Below are 20,336 nucleotides of genomic sequence, written 5' to 3'. Positions count from 1 at the left end.
ATTCATTATGGGTAAAGATCGTCAAGAAAGAAAACTAAGAGAATCACGCCGCGTTGAATCTGACCGCGACCAATCACTACAATATCCGGGTGCAACTGGACTGGATACACCAGAGCAAGCTCGTAAGCAGAATCAGCACTAAATAAAAAAACAGCCGATTTCCGGCTGTTTTTTATTTATCATAATATTAATCCATCTTCAGTCGCTTTATTAATTGCTTCCACTCGATTAGAGACCTCCAGCTTAGCGTATATATTAATTATATGTGTTTTCACCGTTGCAATTGAAATACAGAGTCTTTCAGCGATTTCTTTATTCTTAGCACCAGTCGATAAAATTTTTAAAACTTCTAATTCTCTTTGGCTCAATACGCTATCTCTTTGCTCGTTTCCTCCCAATAAAATATATATAAATTTCTTTTCTTCCTTGTTAATGCTTTCTATTCTCTCTTTTTTCAACTGTATAAGTAATGGTTTTATTTGTTCCATCATTAATATATATGGAGAGATTATATGATTTTCATAACTATAATAAATTGCTTCTCTCATCAAATTCAAAAGTTCACGCATATCATTTTTTTCTTTTTTTAATATGTAAATTTTCAACAGTATTGCTTCAATAAGCATAAGCTTCATTTTATTCTTTCTTGTAAACTCTGCAACTTCATCTACCAACTGTATAGCTTCTTGCACGTTTCCTTTTCGAAATATAATTTTTGCATATAACAGCTTATCTTCGATACGTAGCTTTTTTCGCGCCATTTTTTCATGATACATTAAAATAAACTTTTCAATTTGCTCTGTATAATCTTCACTAAGTTCTACTGCATATTTTAAGACTGACGCTAAATATTGTTCATTTTTATATATCGAAAATGTTTGTAATTTCTCTATCGTTCCCTTAGCACTCTGTTTCTCGCCTTTTAACACTTGCACTTCCATCACATTGTATAAATACGCTTTTTCTAATGCTAACTCCTTACTTGAAACACGTTGTAATGATTGTTCCGCTAAATGCAATTGCATTCTCTTCGCATACACACCTGTAATACCAATAGCACAACTACCTTCCAGTGACAATAATGATGGATACTGCTTCATTAAATCATTCATTGTCTTGTATAATACTTCACATTCATTCAAGTCTCCTAAATCTTCTTTTATTTGACTCAATGAACTAAAAATAACCATTTTAACATATGGATTTTCAAGATCTTCCTCAATCCTTTGAGCTTTTTCCAGCATATAAAGAGCATCTTGAACACGATCTTGATATCGTAAAAAAAATGAAAATTCCACATACATAATCGCTTTCGTAACATCACTTACATTCATTTCATCAATTTCATGAGTGAGTTGTACATCCACATATAAATTTTCTTCCGTCACTAAGGCTTTACAAAAATCAAATAACCTCCAAGGTTGCCCCCCCTCACTTTGTTCGTAAATTGCTTTTAACAACTCTTTACAACGTTCTAATTCTAAATTGCAATAATAATAAAAAATAAGCTGTAAAGCCATCTCTCTACGCTTTACAACAAAGGATAAAGGAATAAATCTCAAATATCCCCATCCTTTTCGGTTTTGCGCATAGTGTTCTATTTTAGTTAAAGCCAATTCATAACTTTTCACTTCTAATAGTAGTTTTATACATTCATCAAAATCATTTAAATGTTCGTATATAGTTGATGCATGTATATATAAATTTTCTCGTTCACTTAATTCATTACAATAATGTTGTAAAAACTTTTGAAAAATTGCATGATAACGATATATTCCTGCATTTTCATCAACCACTATTATAAATAAATGTTTTTGAAGCAAACGAGTTAATATTTCTTTAGCATTCTCTATTCCTAGTAATTCATTACAAATATTCTCATTAAAATAATTTAAAATAGAAGTCTTTATAAGAAAACTTTTTTCCTCTTCTTCTAAAGATTTTAAAATTTCATTGGACAAATATGCGATTACATGCTTATTCAATACCTTTATATTCTTCAATTCATCATTGCGATCTATTCGTGCAAGTGCAAGTAATTGTAAACCACCAATCCAGCCTTCTGCCAAACTATTCATCTTTTGAAGAAGTTCTCGTTTCATATTTAGCCCAAGTGTTCTTTGGATAAAATGTTCTCCCTCTAGAGATGAAAAACGCAAATCCATATTATCTATTTCTAACACTTTTCCTTCTACTAATAGATCTCCAATATATATACTTAGTTCATTTCTCATCAAAAAAATAACTCGAACATTAGACGAAGAATATTTTATAAAATACATGATAGATTCACATACATCTTGATCATCTATGCAATGGAAATCATCTAATACAATCGTAATATTTTCTTCTACATTCAAGAGATTAATTAAAGATACAATTATATTTTCTAATTCCGCTTTATGCATAATTGTTTGAAATAGAGAGAGTAAATCATCTCCACCTTTTATAAAATGACGCAAACTTGCCAACATGTAGTGCCAAAAAGAAAACAGCGTATTATTCTCTCTATCTAATGAAATCCAAGTTGCTGATAAATGAGGATTTTCTAATAAAAATGATGCTAAAACTGTTGTCTTTCCGCTACCCGCTTCACCCTTAATAACTATCACTTTATAATCATATATATGCTGCAATTTCCGAATAATATGCTCTCGTTCCACATAATTTTTACGTGGAACTGGCGCTATTAATTTTGTCGAAATGATTTGAAAATCTTTATTCATTAAATCACCTTACTATTCACATTATAAAAATCCATTTTCATTTTATATTTTACCTAATATTACCTTCTTTCTATTTAACCATATACTCAGCGCAAAAAATATCGCAATTATAACAAGTATATATAATAGATGACCTACACTATTTACAAATCGATTTCCATTTTCTATCGATTCAGCAAATAAAAGATATTGTTTCTGCGGGAACAAACTAACAATCCAATCAAATATTGTCCCCTTTTCCTTCACAGTAAAAAACAATCCTGACAAAATAGATGTTAAAACAATAATTGAAGACGAAATCGATACTGCGTTATCTATTTTATTCACTACTGTGCTCATAAATAAAGAAAACGAAATTCCAAATAGTATAAGTAATCCTATTAAAAAGCTATATTGTAAATAACTAAAACCTATATCCACTTTAAACATATTCTTTTCGATAATTAAAACGAGTATAGTTGGTATATATAACATAAAAAAGGTAAATATAATATGCCCTAATAAGTAATTCGCAATAAATATTTTGGATGAAACAATACGTGTAAACATCCCCTTTTCACGTTCTTCCGCATAAAAACTCATAAACATTACAGTACTTATTAAAATAAACATACAAGTGTATCCTAATATGGCTGTCCCTATTTTTCTCTTTGATTGAAATGGTATATTATTTTTTTTTTGAATTGTCTTTTCTAGTTCTTTTTTAAACTCACTTCCTCTTATTGTTTTCACTTCTATCTCCCCATTTCCTACTGGGGTAATTACCGCATCATACTTTTTCGTCACAAATTCCGACATAGCCGGCATTTTATTTACTTGCACGAGATTGATTCCCTGTATTGAAACATAGGAATCCATTTTCCCTACATAAGCTACATTTGCTTTCATTTCAAACTTCACTGTAAAAAAAATAGCCAGTGCTATAGAGATACTTAAAAAAGTAATCGTTAAAAAAATATAGCCTTTCTTACTTAAAGCACGATTCATATTATTTTTGAAAATACTTCTTATTTCATTCATACATAATCCTCCACCTTAAAAAATAACTTACAAAGTAACAAACAGAAGCTAGACATAATGATAAGTATAGTGCTTGTGGTAATAACTAGACTTAAATCTTGGTCATATATAATTTTCATTACACATTCTACAATCCACTTTACAGGTGAAATATAAGATAGAGTGTGTGTTAGCTCCCCATATCCGTCAAGAGAAAAGAATAGCCCTCCTAGAATCGCTAAAACATTATTTACAATACTTAATATCATATTCGTTATTTCTTCACTTTTAAAAATACAGCAAAACAGTACGCCCACTATCGAGGAGAAAAAGTTAAACAAAAATAAAATTATAATGACATAAATAGTATTACTACCTCCATAACTTACATTTAAACAACCATGTACAATTAACATAACCAATAGTAAACAAATAGACGTTACCGTAAAAGTCGCCATTACTTTTGCAACATAAACATATCCCATACGAATCGGACTATATATTACTCGTAAATTACTACTTTTCAAACTCGTTTCCATGAAACTATTAGATGCCGTCATTGACACGTTTAATACACAATAAACTAGTATAGTAATTCCATAATAATCGTAAGATGTAATTTCTTTGTCACCATAATAGTCTGAACTTAAATAACTAAAAATCATAATAAACAACAATGGAAATATGGAATTTATTATTAAAAGCGTTGGATTTTTTATAACGTTAACTACATCTCGTTTATATAGTGTAAAAAAACTCATACATATCACCTTCAATCTCTTAAATTTCTTCCTGTTAATTGTAAAAATACCGTTTCTAAGCTGGCTACCTCACTTGTTATATTTTTGATTTTAATTCCTTTATTCATTAAAAAACTTATCAATTTATCTAAATTTTCTATCCCTTTTATTACCTTGATTTGCAAAACATTCTCTTTTACCTCTACACTTGTTACTCCTTCTATAACAAATAACCGTTCTTCAATTCCTTGTATCATTCCATCACATATAATGGTATAACGCATATCATTTTCAATACTCCGTTTTATTTCTTCTTTCGATCCTTTCGCGATAATTACACCATGATCAATAATGATAATTTCTGTAGCAATTTCCTCTACTTCTTCCATGTAATGAGTCGTATACAAAACCGTATTGCCTCGCTCACTTAATTGCTTAATTGATTGTAAAATGTGATTACGCGATTGCGGATCAATCCCAACAGTTGGTTCATCCATAATAATTACTTTCGGCTTATGAGCAATCGCACACGCTATATTTAATCTTCGTTTCATACCTCCAGAGAAAGTTTTCGGTTTCTCGTTTTTTTTATCTAGTAGAGCAACAAATTGTAAAGCATCTGTTACAGCCCGTTGAAGCTCCAGCCCTTTTAATCCATATAAAGATGCAAAAAATGTTACATTTTTTTCAGCAGATATATCTTCATATATAGCTATATCTTGTGGAACAATCCCAATATTGCTTTTTATATAACGACCATATTTCTTACTACTCTTTCCTTCAAATAAAAAATCTCCATTATCCGGTTTCAATATTGTTGATAATATATGAATCAACGTACTTTTCCCTGCACCATTTGGACCGAGAATACATAAGACCTCTCCCTCCTTAACGGAAAATGAAATATTAGATAAGGCTTTAAATCCCCCATAATATTTCGTCATTTCATTTACTTCAACTATATTTTTCATTTAATCCTCTCCTCTCTATGTCAGTTTACGAAAAGAAAGCATAAAAAAAATCAACCGAACGGTTGATTCCTTCGGTTGATTTTTTATCTCCTACTATAATGCGTCGTATCAATACCACGCTGCGTTAACCAATGATACGTTTCGCCCTTTACAACAAGAGGTACAGATTGTAACTCTTCTATCGTCTTCGCACCGAGAGCTGTCATAATAAATTTCAAATCTGTATGTAGAAGATCAATTTCATCCACTAACTTCTCGATGCCATCTTGCATTAAAATGCGTAAAAAGTATCCAGCAAAAGCAGTTGTATTCGCCCCTAATGCGATTGCTTTCGCTACGTCAAGCGCTGTTTGTATACCCCCAGATGCAATAAAAGAGAGGTTATTATTTGTAGAGGTTGCTTCAATAATCGAGGTTGCTGTTTGTATGCCCCAGTTATTAAAATAAGAAAGCATTCGCTGTCTTCTTTCATTTTCAACAGCAGCAAAATTCGTACCACCTTGTCCGCCAATATCAATTGCCGTTACACCTATGCTCGCTAACTGTTGCATTGTTTCCTTACTCATTCCAAATCCAACTTCTTTCACAATGACAGGAACTTTACTATTTAAAACAATTTTCTCAACACGCTGAAGCACACCAGTAAAGTCACGGTCTCCTTCTGGCATCGTTAACTCTTGTATGACATTTAAATGAATTTGTAATGCGTTCGCTTCAATCATATCAACGGCACGCTCTGCCTGCTCAGTAGTTGCCTCACTACCTAAATTAGCAAAGAAAACCCCATGTGGATTTACCTTTCTAATTATCTTATAAGAAGCAGCCTCACTTTCATCTTTTAACGCAGCCATTTGCGATCCTACAGCCATAGCAAGATTATGATGTTTCGCTACATATGCTAATTGCTCATTAATATGTAACGTTTTCTCTCCTCCACCACCAGTCATCGCATTGATAAAAATCGGCGAACTTAGTGAAAGTTCGCCGATTTTTGTTTCACATGTTATTGTGTCATAATTTGAATTTGGCAAGCTTTGATGCACAAAATCAATATCATGAAAGCCATGCGTACGAGACTGACCAGTAGAAAGAGCGTATTCAATATGATCTAATTTACGTTTTGCCCTTACCACTTGTACCCCTCTTTATTTCTTTAATTTTTTCAGTTGTTCACCAATAATGTCACTTAATTGGAAAGTAGCAGAATCAGCATTCGGTTCATACTGACTATAATCTTCAGTTACATTATTTTCCTCAAGCGCTTCTTTTATACTTAAAGAAATACGTTTCTCTGCTACATGAACTTCAAGTACTTTCACTTTTACTTCTTGTCCCATTTCCAATACTTCATTTGGATTTTTCACGTGACGATTTGCAATTTGAGATACATGCACAAGACCTTCGACGCCAGGTAAAATTTCAACGAATGCACCAAATGTAACAAGACGTTTTACTATTCCCTCACGAATATCACCAGCTTTTACTTCACCAGCAATATTTTCCCAAGGTCCTGGTTGAGCTGCTTTAATTGATAAAGAAATACGTTGTGTATCAGCATCCACAGATAACACCTTCACCTTTACCTTTTGACCTTGCTCTAATACTTCAGAAGGTTGCTCTACACGTTCGTGTGAAATTTGTGAAATATGAACTAAACCGTCCACACCGCCAACATTAACGAAAGCACCAAAATCCGTTAGTCGTTGTACTGTCCCTTCAACAACGTCGCCTTCTTTTAATGAAGAAATTGCTTCTTTCTTCTTAGAATCTAGTTCTAATTCTACTACCGCTTTATGCGAAAGGATCACACGATTTTTTTCACGGTCCAATTCAACAATTTTCACGGCTAATGTTTTGCCTTTATAGTCAGTAAAATCTTCTACATAATGTACTTCTACAAGTGAAGCTGGTATAAAGCCACGAACACCAAGGTCCACAACTAATCCACCATTCACGATATCTTTTACGGTAACATCAAATACGTGACCAGAAGTAAATTTCTCTTGTAATTCTACCCATGCTTTTTCTGCATCAACAGCACGTTTAGATAATACAAGATCATCCTCTTCTAACTTAATAACCTTTAATTCTAGTGTTTGATCTAATTCTACAACATCGCTTGCTTTTTCAATATGAACGTTAGCTAATTCACTAATTGGAATTACGCCATCTGTTTTGTATCCAACATTTACAAGCACTTGTTTCTCTTCAACTTTCGTTACAGAACCTGTAACAACGTCACCAACTTGTAATTCTTTTGAATCCATAACTTCTTCATTCATTTTCTCTACCATGGAAATACCTCCCTACAGAATTGACAAAGCATTTTTTATGTATATACGAAATGAAAACAATTGTTTTCATTTGCATGTTTAAGAATTTATCATCACATACGTAAGCTTCATACATTTCACTAGAAAATATATTAAACCTATATAAATAGTATACAGCAAAATCATCTTGAAGAAAGTATGTTTTGAAATATAATAGCGAATATATTCTGAAAGTTTTATCCCTCTTTTATTAACTTCTTACAAATCTGATTATTTGTCAAGGAAAGAGACTCACAATTCACGTATCCTTTACATTTCACAAATAAAAAAAGAAAGGGGCTATGCCCTTTCTTTATTTCGCAAACACTCCTGAAACAATACTCATAATCTTTTGGACAACTTCTTCAATTGATAAAGAAGTTGTATCTAATTCCAATGCATCATCAGCTTTTTTTAGAGGAGAAACTTCACGTTCTGAATCTAATTTATCACGCTGAGCAATTTCTTCTTTTAACTGCTCTAAATTAGAATCGAAGCCTTTATTCATATTTTCTAAATGTCTTCTCTCTGCTCTTTCTTCAACAGAAGCAAGCATAAAGATCTTCACTTCAGCATCTGGTAACACATGTGTACCAATATCACGGCCATCCATTACAACGCCGCCTTTTTCTGCTAACTCTTGTTGACGACGTACCATTTCTTCACGAACAAGGCGATGTTTTGCCACAATCGATACTCGATTCGTCACCTCAGGTGTACGAATGACTTCCGAAACATCTTGTCCATTTAAAAATACAAGTTGTGTATTTTCTCCTTGCTGAAACTCAATTTTCACATTTTTTACAACTTCCATTAACTGCTCTTCATTTTCAATGTCCACTTTTTGCTCAAGGGCTGCATATGTAATTGTACGATACATTGCGCCTGTATCAATATAAACGTAAGAAAGCTTCTTCGCCACAACTTTCGCAACTGTACTTTTTCCAGCTGCTGCTGGACCATCTATAGCAATTGAAATTCGTTTATCCATTGTAACACCTCATTTTTTCACTTATAAAACAAAACGAAAAGCAGGTATTCTCCTGCTTCTTCTCATTTGCTTCACGTCATTAAATCCTCAATTATTGTAGCATAATCCTTCATAGAAGAAAATGAAAACTACCTATTCACCCGTAAGATTTCTGCTCTGTTTTTTACCATGACACCTTCATAATAAACAATTTTAGATAAATATTTCACTGATGACTTATGTATAAATAACAATTGCACAACAGAAAGACAAATGAATTGTATTATTAATATACGAATAAGCATTCTCTCCATCTTTTTCAACGTAATGGCTCCCTCCTATACTGTATTTGCACATTTCGTTTCGTAATTTTATACATCGTACATATAGCATTTCATTTTATTGTCATTTTCGAGGCATACTTTTATACATTTCCATTGTCGAATTTACTCAAAACATGTTATGTTCTAAATGTATTTTTTTACTTGAAAGGGGTATAAGCATTGAAAAGAATCCTAGTTTTACACACAGGTGGAACAATTGCAATGGAGGAAGATAAAGAAACTGGGGTCGTACAACCAGGTGAAAAAAATCCTCTTTTAAAATTCATTCCTGATTTAGAAGACGATGTTGATTTAATCGTTGAAGATGTGTTTCATCTACCATCTCCTCATATGACACCGAGCGAAATGTTACAATTACAAGTCATCATTGATGAAAGAGTAAAACAAGACAACATTCATGGCGTAGTCATTACGCATGGTACGGATACATTAGAAGAAACGGCCTACTTCTTAGATTTAACAGTACAAGCAACTATTCCGATTGTTGTAACAGGCGCAATGCGCTCTAGCAATGAATTAGGTGCTGATGGTCTATATAACTTCTTATCAGCTGTAAAAGTCGCTAGCAGTAGTGAAGCTGCCGAAAAAGGCGTTTTAGTCGTATTAAACGACGAAATTCATTGCGCTACAAACGTAACGAAAACACATACAAGTAATGTAGCAACATTCCAAAGTCCACAGTATGGACCAATCGGTATGGTAACAAAACGTGGTGTTGTATTCCACCATGCTTTAGTACATCACGAAACATATTCAGTAAATAAGGTTTCTAAAAATGTAGTCGTTCTAAAAGCGTACGCTGGTATGGACGATACATTGTTAGCAGCAATTGAAAATCTTCCGGTAGACGGGATTGTTATTGAAGCGCTTGGACAAGGTAATTTACCTCCAAGAACACTTCCTAGTCTAGAACGGCTAATAAATAAAGGAATTCCTGTCGTATTAGTTTCTCGCTGTTTCAACGGGATCGTTCAAGATGTATATTCATATGAAGGTGGCGGCAAACAATTAAAAGATATGGGTATTGTATTCACATACGGTTTAAACGCTCAAAAAGCACGTATTAAATTATTAGTTGCATTAGAGAATACAACTTCTCATGAAGCAATCCAAAACATGTTTATGCACGATTAAAAAAGAAGCTGTCGAAGTTTATTCCGACAGCTTCTTTTTATATTTCTCTTGTTGCAATGGTTTGCGCAATCGCATCCCCATGAAATCGACCGTTCTCAATAAATATTTCATTTGCATTATTTCCAGCAGCAATTACACCTGCAATGAAAATATTTTCAGCGTTCGTTTCCATCGTATCCTCTGCATAAATTGGACGTCCTGTCTCTTCATCAATCCGAACACCCATCTTTGTTAAGAAACTATGATCAGGATGGTAACCAGTCATCGCAAATACAAAATCATTTTGGATTGTATATGCTTCGCCATCAACTGTATACGTTAATGTATGTTCAGTAATTTCTTTCACATGAGCCCCGAAATGCATATCAATTGTACCATTTCGGACTAACGCCTCAAACTCTGGCAAAATCCACGGCTTTATACTTGGTGAATACTCACTTCCGCGATATAAAACCGTTACACGCGCACCAGCTTTCACAAGCTCTAAAGCGGCATCTACACTCGAGTTTTTCCCACCTATAACGACTACATCTCGATCAAAATAAGGATGTCCTTCTTTAAAATAGTGAGCTACCTTCTTCAATTCCTCACCAGGAACATTCATATAATTTGGATTGTCATAATATCCAGTTGCTACTACAATATATTTTGCTATATATATTTCTTTACTTCCGTCACGCTTTGTCGTCTCAACCTGAAAAGCTTCTCCATCTTTTTGAACGTTCTCCACTCGTTCAAAAGCATTTACACGTACAGATTTACGCTTTACTACTTCACGATAATACGCAAGCGCTTGATTTCGAACAGGCTTACGATTTTCTGTAATAAAAGCTACATCACCAATTTCTAATTTTTCACTAGAGGAGAAAAATGTTTGATGAGTTGGATAATTATAAATTGCATTTACAATGTTTCCTTTTTCAATTACTAACGGATTTATCCCTACCTTTTGCAACGAAATTGCTGCTGCTAATCCGCACGGACCGCCTCCAATTATAATAGCTGTTTCTTTCTGCATACTCGGTTCACTCCTAGTCTTCTACCAATACACTATTTATAAAAACAAGAAAAAACCTACTTACAGCAGTAGGCACCTATCTTTATTGTATTCATTTTTCATATATTTGTCATCTAAACGAAACGTACATCCGATAGACATCTGCTAAAAACTGCTGAAATTTAATACCTTGTTTCCCTAATACATTTTCAGGATCAATCTTTCTAGCTGGGTCAAGTGTTTTATGTGATACGATATCTTTTTTCGGATTCAAGCCGAAGTTTTGACATAAATACGCATGATACCACGTAAAACGGGTATATGCTTCCCAAAAGTTAACATCACCACCATAACAAAGCTCTACTCCAATGGCAGCCTTATTGGCATCATACCCATATAAGTCATTATCTGTCGGCACACCATATCGAACATGGTAGGCAACTTCATTTATAGGAATAATTTCCAATATCGTTTTATCATCTATAAATGTATGTGCCGAAGCTTTCGGCTGTATTTCATTAAAATAATCCCGATTCCCAATCGCATTGCTACCAGGATTCCCCGTATCATGACTTACAATAAACCTTACTTTAGAAAGAGGAATACCCGGTCGTGAACTTCCATATCCAATATAGTTACGCTCTATAGGAAACATCGCCATTACTACCAACTCCCGCTTCAGAAGATTACCTTACTTCTTTATATATGTATTCGGTAGCAATGTCCTTATAGCATATTTCTTACGCGAAGAGAAAATCGAAAATATTTGATGTGAACACCATAAATAATAAAATACTTACAGCAACTCCATAAAAACCGTAAAACCAAACACAATCTTCTTTCGTATCTAAACCGAAAAATTTATTTACTGATTGTAATAATGTGCCGCGCTTACTTTGTTTGTTTCTTAATACTTCCACTCGTTCTACAACATCTGCTGGCATCATAAATCTTTGGTCTACTGTCATTTTCATCATTTATCTCTCCTTAAAATCATTTCCGTTTTGTTTATCTAAGGAGAGTATAGCACGTTTGTTCGTGTAGAACAAGCGTTCTTTTTGTTTTTATTTTATTTTTCAACAAACCAATTAATAATTACTAATATAAAAGCGATAATCGGTCCTACTACAACCGCACCAAATATTAAAAACAATAATCCTTCTCCGAACACCCGAGCGGTACTTGCTTTTCGGTCTTGCTTCGTTTTTACGAGTTCTCCCTCTAACCTCTTAACCTTTTCTTCTAATTGTTCTACCCGTTCCATCATTTCATTTCCCATTTACAACACCTCACTCTAATACTTCAACAAAAAAACGTGATTCCCTCGAAAGGAATCACGTTTTCTCACAATATAATATTATACCCAACCTCTGAAGCGACTTGCTTCAGCCATTTTACGAACACCGACCATATACGCTGCTAAGCGCATATTCACTTTACGAACTTGTGCTGTTTCATAAATAGAATCAAATGATCTTACCATTACTTTTTCTAAACGTTGTTCTACTTCTTCTTCAGTCCAGTAGTAACCTTGGTTATTTTGTACCCACTCAAAGTAAGATACTGTTACCCCACCAGCACTCGCTAATACGTCTGGAACAAGTAAAATTCCGCGATCTGTTAAAATTTTAGTTGCTTCTAATGTTGTTGGACCATTTGCAGCTTCAACAACAATTTTTGCTTTAATATCATTAGCATTTTCTTCTGTAATTTGATTCTCAATTGCAGCTGGAACTAAAATGTCACAATCAAGTTCTAACAATTCTTTGTTTGAAATTGTATTATTAAATAGTTTTGTTACTGTACCGAAGCTATCACGACGGTCTAATAAATAATCAATATCTAATCCATTTGGATCATGCAATGCGCCGTAAGCATCTGAGATTGCAATAACTTTTGCACCTGCATCATGCATAAATTTAGCTAAGAAGCTACCAGCATTACCGAATCCTTGAACAACAACGCGTGCACCTTTAATATCAATGTCGCGTTTTTTTGCAGCTTCGCGAATACAAATTGTAACACCTTTCGCCGTTGCTGTTTCACGTCCATGTGATCCACCTAATACAAGTGGCTTACCTGTAATAAATCCTGGTGAGTTAAATTCATCGATACGGCTATACTCATCCATCATCCATGCCATAATTTGAGAGTTTGTGAATACATCTGGAGCTGGAATATCTTTCGTCGGTCCTACGATTTGACTAATTGCTCGTACATAACCGCGGCTTAATCTTTCTAACTCACGGAATGACATTTCACGTGGGTCACAGATAATTCCACCTTTACCTCCGCCATATGGTAAGTCGACAATACCACATTTTAAACTCATCCAAATTGAAAGTGCTTTCACTTCATTTTCTGTTACATTCGGATGGAAGCGAATTCCACCTTTCGTTGGACCAACAGCATCATTATGTTGTGCACGATATCCTGTAAATATTTTAACAGTCCCGTCATCCATACGAACTGGTATTTTCACTGTCATCATACGAACTGGTTCTTTTAATAATTCATATACTTCGTTTGGATAACCCAATTTTTCTAACGCTTCACTGATAACAATTTGTGTTGAATTCAATAGTTCAAAATGTTGTTCCCTTTGTTGTTGTGTTTTTGTTTGAGTTCCCTTTTCGGCTACCATAGTAAGTAAACCCCCTGTAATTTCACTTGTTTAGTAAACCTTCATTGCCTAGTATACACCGTTAAATTTGGAATGCAATAGAAAACGCTAACAAATATATACAAAGTATTTTCTGTTGCAAGCGTTTTCACTATCATTATAGTCCTTTTATTACTTTTAGAAAAGTAAAATACTTAAATATTTAAATATTTTTTATTTTATTCATGTACAGCACTTTGAAAAGATACATTTAAGTACAATAAAAAAAACAAAACCTTAGGTTATATTAGCTAAGGTTTTGTTTTTTCACAAAGTAATTGTGTATTTGTTCAATTGCTTGAGAAGCCATTAATTCTTTACCATACTCCATTAGACGATAAATAGTTGCTGTAGACGGATTACCATATTCCGCTAAAATAGCTATAAAATCTGCCTTCAGTAATTGAATTTGCTCCTCTTCTTCCATCCAAAGATAGAAACGCCCATCCCACGTATATAATTTTCCGCCAGTTACATCAAGGTTATATAAACGATTCGACAGGTTAATTACGTCATCTAGTGTAGCAAACTCATAAAGGATATGCTCGCTTTCATCTAGAGTCACTTGCATTTCAATAAACTCGTCACGAAACTCATCATCTGTATCCGCTTCTTGATGTTCTTTCGTTACAATTACGACCATTCCTTGCGCTTGTAGAGAAAATACTTCAACTGCAATCGGACCATCCGCTTCAAATCCTAATTCTTTATTTGCTTCTTGCATCATATCACGAAATAATTGCTGTACTTTCGGTGCATTTCTCCACAAATCTTCTTTTGTTAATCCTCTTTCAGATAAATCATCAAATGTTAAGAAAATTTTTATCTTATTGTAATTTAATCGTTCCAGCCTCATCTCATACCCTCCCTACGCAACCAATGAATATAATTTTTATTATATGAAATAGAAAATAGATGGTTCTTTTCGAACAACTATTCTAACATGTTTAACCAATTATCCCATTCTTCTTTCGTATCACCAATTAGGCTTGTTTGAATGTTCAACTGATCTCGAGCACCTATTTCTCCTATAATCCCAACAGAAAGGTTCTCATTTTTTTCTTGCAAAAAATCCACATAGCTCATTGCGTTCTTCCGTTCTCGTCCGTCATCAAAAGAGATTACTACATATTTAGGTCTTATTTGCTCAACAGCTAACGAAATACTATCTTCCGCTAAGCTTGCCCGAATATATATCACATCATATCCTTTTAATCGTAAATACGTTGAGAAAACAAACCCTTTCAACATATTACTTTCTAACACGACAACTTTGTGTATAGAAGAAAACGATGATGCATTATGATATACCATCCCTAGACGCGTTTGTAAAAATGATACGACATATTGGAATTGCACCATTGTAACTTCATTGTTATTTTTTAACGCTAACAATTTATTTGACACTTGAAGAACAATACTTGCTATAACTTTTTCTGTTGCATAAATACTAAAAGCCTCGTTTAACAATGCAGAAGTTGTAATTTCATCAAATTTTAACAAAGCTTGTAGTAAATCGTCCACTAAAACAACTTCTCTATCGTAATGTATTTCATTTTGAACATTACTCTGCAAACGATTCCCTTCTAATAATTGAACTGCTTGTCCAATCATCATGCCGGATGAAACCTTGTCCATTAACCATTTCAAAATTTGAATATGCTCTTCTGTATATAATCGATGCCCCGCGTGATTCCGCTTTGGGGCTATAATTTGATATCGTCTTTCCCATGCACGAAGCGTACTTGGTTGAATTCCAATTATATTCGAAACAGCTTTTATGTTATATTTTCCGTTTAGAGTTGGCATCATTTCCCTCCGCATAACGTAATAATATGTGTTTGAGCAGGTGCTCGGAAGCGAAGTGGAACCAACGTTGTTCCATACCCATTACTAACAAAAAGAGTCATATTTGAATGCTTATATACGCCACCTTTTAAATATTTTTTAAATGGGAATAATCGAATCTGTCCTCCATGTGTATGTCCACTTAACACAAGTGAAATTTGTTCTTTTCCAGATATTTTATTTATTATATCAGGGTTGTGGCTAATTAATATGCGAAAACCATCTTCCTTACAATCAGCCAACGCTAAATCTAAACGATCACGTTTCAAGCCAACATCATCTACACCGAGCAAACAAATTTTCTCTCCTAATTCAGACTCAAATACAACTCTTGTATTATCTAAAACTTTCACATTATTTTCTAATAATAAAGCATCCAATTCATGATATTCAATCTCATAATCATTATTTCCCCATACAAAATATACAGGAGCTATCGCTCTTAACTTTTGTATATTTGCAGAGATTTTCGATAAAGGGACACCTTTTTCCGCTAAATCACCACCAATAATTACAAGATCTACTTTTCCTTTTACTTGTTCAATTAACGAATTCGAAATGCCCCTTCTATGAATATCTGATATAAAGAATACATTTACTTTTTGAAAACTTTTCGGAAATTCTTCAAATATTAAAGTATGTTCTAGCACCGTATCACGCGTTGCTTCCGTATACATTACAAGAAGAAATATAATACCAATACAAACGAGAGTACTTAATAAGATAATCCATATCATATATTTTTTACTCCCTTCCTCATAAAGATAATTCCCAGTTTTTATAGTAAGTATTTTACTAACTCTCTCGCTTTGTGGACTTATCTTTTATCGGAATTTTTAATTCTTGACCTACATTCACTTCATCTTTTTGTAAATCATTATACTTTTTAATCACTTCGATCCCAGTTTCATCTGAAAAATATTGCTTCGCTATACTTTCTAAGGTTTCTCCCTCTTTCACCGTATGCGTGACAACTTTCTCAGATGATGCCTCGGACTGAGATTTAGCTGAATCAAAGAAAATGACCTCAAATGCACTTTTTCCAGCGTTATTACCATCACTTTTCACCTGAATATATTTATCCGTATACCATAAAATACTAATTGGTAATAATATGAATAGAAATGTTAAAACTCGAACGAAAATATGATTCATTTTAAACTTTTGTTTTTTCTCTTTATTTCTATGAATTTCACTACGCGGCGGTAAACCTTCTTTTTCTTCCACTCGCTCAACTTCTAATTCCTCTTCAAAATCAGGAATTCGTCTTCTCATGTTGTTCACCACCACCTTCCATTTATTTTCTTAATTGGAGCCCCATTATAAAATCAACAAGAAAGTGTGCAAAGATTGTTATAAACAAATTTCCTGTCCATTCAAATACATAGCCAAAAACAAAACTAATGAAACAGACGAAACAAAACAAAAATGGCTTTTTTATATACCGAATATGTAATACTGCAAATACGAAACTCGCTATTACAATACCAAAGTGCGTCTGCACTACACCTCTAAATAAAAATTCTTCCGCAAAACCGATAATGAATGTAATAACAAGTAGATGCATAACCGACATCCCTTGAAACATCCTATCATTAATACCACCATCATCAAACCAAGAATCTGGAAATACTCGCATTGCAACATAATCTAATAACACAATACCAATCGCTAACAAGCCACCTATTATAAGTATAGACACCGGTTCCCATTTCCACAGACTATACACCGATTTTATATCTCGGAATAGTATATATGCTAGTAAACAACCGATACCGATAATAATGAACTGTGTGATATACAGATTCAGCCTTATTTCTTTCGGACTCATATCTTCAATATTATGCCTTTGAATGTTCATCATTCCCCCATCTTTTCTAGACCGAAAAGCTTTTGTAACTCTGTTTCCCAATTATAGTCGAAATCCGATTGTTGCGCTTGTCTTTTTTTATAATCTGTTTTTGTAATATGACAATAGTCGCAGCAATTCTTTAACTCGCCCTCTTTTCTGTAACCGAACTGTCGCAGCAAATATTCACGTCTACATTCTTTCACTTGTATCCATGATTTCATGTTTTCTAGCTCACTATATTTATTACGTAGCCTGATTTCTACTTCAGCTATTAATCTTGTCATAATTTCATCTGACAAGCTCTCTAATATTAATTTTCTCTGTTGTATGATTCCAAGCTTTTCAAGATGATAGCGGATGAAACGCCAATATTGTTCATTAAATCTTGCTGCATTATAACAAATTTCTTCTACCTCTTCTATTGGTAATTCTTTCGTTTGAAACATTCTTTCCTGCAGTAAAGAAAATAAAAATTGTATTTGTGACTGGCTTGGCAATTCATCTTCAATGATTGAAATTGGTAAATCGTGATCTAACGGACTGCATAGTAAAATAGCTATACTAGGTTCACCATCTCTTCCAGCTCTTCCGATTTCTTGTAAATAAGAAGCTATATTAGTCGGATAGTGGAAATGAATAATATATCTCGTATTTGATTTATTTACTCCCATACCAAAAGCACTTGTACATATTACAAGCTGCAACTGGTCATTCATAAACTGCTGTTGAATTAACATGCGCTCTTCATGTTCCATACCACCATGATAGAAAGCGACACCAGTAACGCCTTTTCCTCTTAAATATTCCGTTAAACGTTCTGTCCACGCTCTGCTTGAACAATATACAATCCCCGGCCCTTGTAAATACATCACCTGTTCCAAAAGCGCCTCTTTCTTCTCTTCTATCGTCTCCACAAATTGTACTTCCATTGCTATATTTGGACGATCAATAGAATACACATGCTGCGTCACATTCTCCAAATTCAAACTCTCTGCTATATCTCGGAGTACATCTTTCGTCGCTGTTGCAGTTAATGCTAGCACCGTAGGAGACCCGATATTTTCAATAACTACATTTAGTTTTTTATAATCTGGTCTAAAATCATAACCCCATTGCGAAATACAATGAGCTTCATCCACAACAAATAATGAAATATGAACTTTCTTCAATTCTCTTATTAACAATTCCGACTGCAACATCTCTGGTGAAACAAAAATAAATTTATAAGAAGCTAATCTTTTCATCGCTTCTCTTTTTTCCTGTAATGTCCGAAAACTATTAAATGCTATCACTCGGTTTTTCACAACATATTTTAATTGTGTAACCTGATCTTCCATCAAAGATAATAATGGTGATACAACAAGTACTGTCCCTTCTTGCATAAGCCCTGGAAGTTGATAGCACATAGACTTCCCTCTTCCGGTCGGAAGCATCGCTATAACATCTTTTCCTTCCAATAAATCTGTAATGACTCCTTTTTGACCTGGACGAAATTCAGAATATCCAAACCACCTATATAAATATTCCTCAAGTTTCATTTATACCCTCCATCCGCGCCAATACAAGACGAACTTCAAAATAAGAGATATCCTCTCCAACCGCTTGTTTCAACTCACGCAGCTTACGTGTTTGTAATGCATCAATTACTTCTGTTACTTTATCTATTTTGTCTTTTTCCATAAACATTTCAATTGAAAAATCTCTTTCTCGCAAAGCAATTTCAACAAAATGATCTTCTATCGTTGCAACCTTTAGATTTCTAATTGTCGCTATTTCTTCTAATGAGCGCCCTTGCCTCCAAAAATTATATGTTTTTTTCGTTGATAAACTAAATAATTCAGCTCTCTCATTTGGATAAGAGATAATCTCAGATAATAACGGAAATTCACTTTCATAATCGCGAACTTCTTGTATAAGGAAATGAATTGTACCCCAAAATAAAAAGTACACCCTGAAAACATCTCGTTTCGTAATTTCTGCTAATTGCTGCAATGTACAACCGATACGTTCATATCCTGTTAATCTATATGTTACAATCGTCGCTTCTACCACATCACATTTCCTTAAAAGAGTATATATTTCTTTCCATAATCTTTTTGCCAATTCACTACGCCTATACGGCATACCTGTTAAAAAGCGTTTCACCCAAACCATTATTTCTGTATCTTGTTGAATAGGAATAAACTTCGTATTATTCTGTTGTAAATTAGATACAGTTTGAATAATTAAAGATAATCTTTTCCAAAACGTTTCACCTAATTCACCATAGTGCAAACCATGCAAATGGGCTGGAAAAGCATACCCTTCCTCCCATGTATGTAACTGCTTTTTACCTTTAGGTGTTAACAAATATGTATTTTCATGTATTTCTTGAATCAAATCTGCTTGCAACAACTTTGCAACTTCACGATCATATTCATTTCTATTTAACGATTTATATATTCCAAACAAAAAAGAAATTCGGAACATATTTCCATCTTGTAACGTTTGCGAAGAACGTTTTCCCTTTAATAAATAATAAATAGAAGAAACGGTTCTTTCACCATTCAATTGTTTTAAACAATACAATACAGTATATTGCAGTTGCATTACCGCTTCCACCTTTCAATCTAACTTAATTACTTTTGATATGATTGCGCCCTCTACCGTTACTCATTAAACTTATCATATGGGCAATATATACTTGTATATATTATATTGTACCAAACGAAATAACATTTACGTATTTTGAAAATCTTATGACATAATGCAAAAATCAGTTGACACTCTAATTGATAAGGA

22 protein-coding genes are annotated in these 20,336 nt (G+C 33.6%); 2 read left to right on the top strand and 20 right to left on the bottom strand.

Translation table 11 applies throughout. The features are described 5' to 3' along the window. Positions 1-7 precede the first annotated feature (7 nt). Positions 8-142, top strand: a complete 135-nt coding sequence (locus MR070_RS05290; RefSeq protein WP_000513900.1) for a YpzI family protein — start codon at positions 8-10, stop codon at positions 140-142. A 37-nt stretch (positions 143-179) separates the two neighbouring features. Here the strand turns inward: MR070_RS05290 and MR070_RS05285 are convergent, their stop codons facing one another. The 8 genes from MR070_RS05285 to MR070_RS05250 form a co-directional block, all read right to left on the bottom strand. Further along, positions 180-2,726: a winged helix-turn-helix domain-containing protein gene (locus tag MR070_RS05285; RefSeq protein WP_242260708.1), complete on the bottom strand. Its 2,547-nt coding sequence runs from the start codon at positions 2,724-2,726 to the stop codon at positions 180-182. Between the two features lie 42 nt (positions 2,727-2,768). Next, positions 2,769-3,746: an ABC transporter permease gene (locus MR070_RS05280; protein ID WP_242260706.1), complete on the bottom strand. Its 978-nt coding sequence runs from the start codon at positions 3,744-3,746 to the stop codon at positions 2,769-2,771. Further along, positions 3,743-4,486, bottom strand: coding sequence for an ABC transporter permease (locus tag MR070_RS05275; RefSeq protein WP_138322250.1), 744 nt, complete (start codon positions 4,484-4,486; stop codon positions 3,743-3,745). Before MR070_RS05275 ends, MR070_RS05280 begins: the two co-directional genes overlap by 4 nt. Before the next feature lie 11 nt (positions 4,487-4,497). Further along, positions 4,498-5,436 (bottom strand): ABC transporter ATP-binding protein, encoded by a 939-nt coding sequence (locus tag MR070_RS05270; RefSeq protein WP_138322251.1) that lies wholly within the window; start codon positions 5,434-5,436, stop codon positions 4,498-4,500. Positions 5,437-5,519: 83 nt separating this feature from the next. Continuing rightward, positions 5,520-6,569 carry a type 2 isopentenyl-diphosphate Delta-isomerase gene (locus tag MR070_RS05265; protein WP_000251030.1) on the bottom strand — a complete coding sequence of 350 codons (1,050 nt, stop codon included), beginning with the start codon at positions 6,567-6,569 and terminating at the stop codon, positions 5,520-5,522. 12 nt (positions 6,570-6,581) lie between these two features. Beyond that, positions 6,582-7,730: a 30S ribosomal protein S1 gene (gene rpsA, locus MR070_RS05260; RefSeq protein ID WP_000229565.1), complete on the bottom strand. Its 1,149-nt coding sequence runs from the start codon at positions 7,728-7,730 to the stop codon at positions 6,582-6,584. 331 nt (positions 7,731-8,061) lie between these two features. After that, positions 8,062-8,739, bottom strand: coding sequence for a (d)CMP kinase (cmk, locus tag MR070_RS05255; RefSeq protein WP_000361265.1), 678 nt, complete (start codon positions 8,737-8,739; stop codon positions 8,062-8,064). 128 nt (positions 8,740-8,867) lie between these two features. Further along, the gene (locus MR070_RS05250; RefSeq protein WP_000738062.1) at positions 8,868-9,041 is read right to left on the bottom strand and encodes a YpfB family protein; all 174 of its coding nucleotides are present in this window, start codon (positions 9,039-9,041) and stop codon (positions 8,868-8,870) included. Between the two features lie 180 nt (positions 9,042-9,221). Between MR070_RS05250 and ansA the strand changes: the two genes are divergently transcribed. Further along, entirely contained in the window at positions 9,222-10,196 is a 975-nt protein-coding gene (ansA, locus tag MR070_RS05245; protein ID WP_000822000.1) for an asparaginase, read from the top strand. Positions 10,197-10,233: 37 nt separating this feature from the next. On the opposite strand, the gene MR070_RS05240 is transcribed toward ansA, so the two are convergent. The 12 genes from MR070_RS05240 to MR070_RS05185 form a co-directional block, all read right to left on the bottom strand. Continuing rightward, complete coding sequence (locus tag MR070_RS05240) at positions 10,234-11,214, bottom strand: YpdA family putative bacillithiol disulfide reductase (RefSeq protein ID WP_138322254.1); 981 nt, start codon at positions 11,212-11,214, stop codon at positions 10,234-10,236. Positions 11,215-11,323: 109 nt separating this feature from the next. Then, a complete protein-coding gene (locus tag MR070_RS05235; RefSeq protein ID WP_001240643.1) occupies positions 11,324-11,854 on the bottom strand; it encodes a peptidoglycan recognition protein family protein in 531 nt (176 codons plus the stop codon). A gap of 79 nt (positions 11,855-11,933) precedes the next feature. Continuing rightward, the gene (locus tag MR070_RS05230) at positions 11,934-12,170 is read right to left on the bottom strand and encodes a DUF3961 domain-containing protein (RefSeq protein WP_001983018.1); all 237 of its coding nucleotides are present in this window, start codon (positions 12,168-12,170) and stop codon (positions 11,934-11,936) included. A 92-nt stretch (positions 12,171-12,262) separates the two neighbouring features. Continuing rightward, positions 12,263-12,472, bottom strand: a complete 210-nt coding sequence (locus tag MR070_RS05225; protein WP_000526183.1) for a hypothetical protein — start codon at positions 12,470-12,472, stop codon at positions 12,263-12,265. A 78-nt stretch (positions 12,473-12,550) separates the two neighbouring features. Beyond that, complete coding sequence (gene gudB / locus MR070_RS05220; protein WP_000225176.1) at positions 12,551-13,837, bottom strand: NAD-specific glutamate dehydrogenase; 1,287 nt, start codon at positions 13,835-13,837, stop codon at positions 12,551-12,553. A gap of 265 nt (positions 13,838-14,102) precedes the next feature. Further along, positions 14,103-14,711: a genetic competence negative regulator gene (locus tag MR070_RS05215; protein WP_001235392.1), complete on the bottom strand. Its 609-nt coding sequence runs from the start codon at positions 14,709-14,711 to the stop codon at positions 14,103-14,105. Between the two features lie 77 nt (positions 14,712-14,788). Further along, entirely contained in the window at positions 14,789-15,664 is an 876-nt protein-coding gene (locus MR070_RS05210; RefSeq protein WP_001142646.1) for a MerR family transcriptional regulator, read from the bottom strand. Beyond that, positions 15,664-16,440, bottom strand: coding sequence for a metallophosphoesterase (locus tag MR070_RS05205; protein WP_000637811.1), 777 nt, complete (start codon positions 16,438-16,440; stop codon positions 15,664-15,666). The genes MR070_RS05210 and MR070_RS05205 overlap by 1 nt, the downstream gene beginning before the upstream one ends. Before the next feature lie 58 nt (positions 16,441-16,498). Beyond that, the gene (locus MR070_RS05200; protein ID WP_001254344.1) at positions 16,499-16,978 is read right to left on the bottom strand and encodes a LysM peptidoglycan-binding domain-containing protein; all 480 of its coding nucleotides are present in this window, start codon (positions 16,976-16,978) and stop codon (positions 16,499-16,501) included. 22 nt (positions 16,979-17,000) lie between these two features. Continuing rightward, positions 17,001-17,564 carry a CPBP family intramembrane glutamic endopeptidase gene (locus MR070_RS05195; RefSeq protein WP_001025762.1) on the bottom strand — a complete coding sequence of 188 codons (564 nt, stop codon included), beginning with the start codon at positions 17,562-17,564 and terminating at the stop codon, positions 17,001-17,003. Then, positions 17,564-19,093, bottom strand: a complete 1,530-nt coding sequence (locus MR070_RS05190) for a RecQ family ATP-dependent DNA helicase (protein WP_000762993.1) — start codon at positions 19,091-19,093, stop codon at positions 17,564-17,566. The genes MR070_RS05195 and MR070_RS05190 overlap by 1 nt, the downstream gene beginning before the upstream one ends. Then, on the bottom strand, positions 19,083-20,144 hold the full coding sequence (locus MR070_RS05185) for a YpbB family protein (RefSeq protein WP_001177001.1): 1,062 nt from the start codon (positions 20,142-20,144) through the stop codon (positions 19,083-19,085). The genes MR070_RS05190 and MR070_RS05185 overlap by 11 nt, the downstream gene beginning before the upstream one ends. Positions 20,145-20,336: the final 192 nt, after the last annotated feature.

Source organism: Bacillus cereus group sp. BfR-BA-01453 (assembly GCF_022662915.1).
Classification (GTDB): Bacteria; Bacillota; Bacilli; order Bacillales; family Bacillaceae_G; genus Bacillus_A; species Bacillus_A paranthracis.
This window is presented reverse-complemented; position numbering and strand designations above follow the sequence as displayed.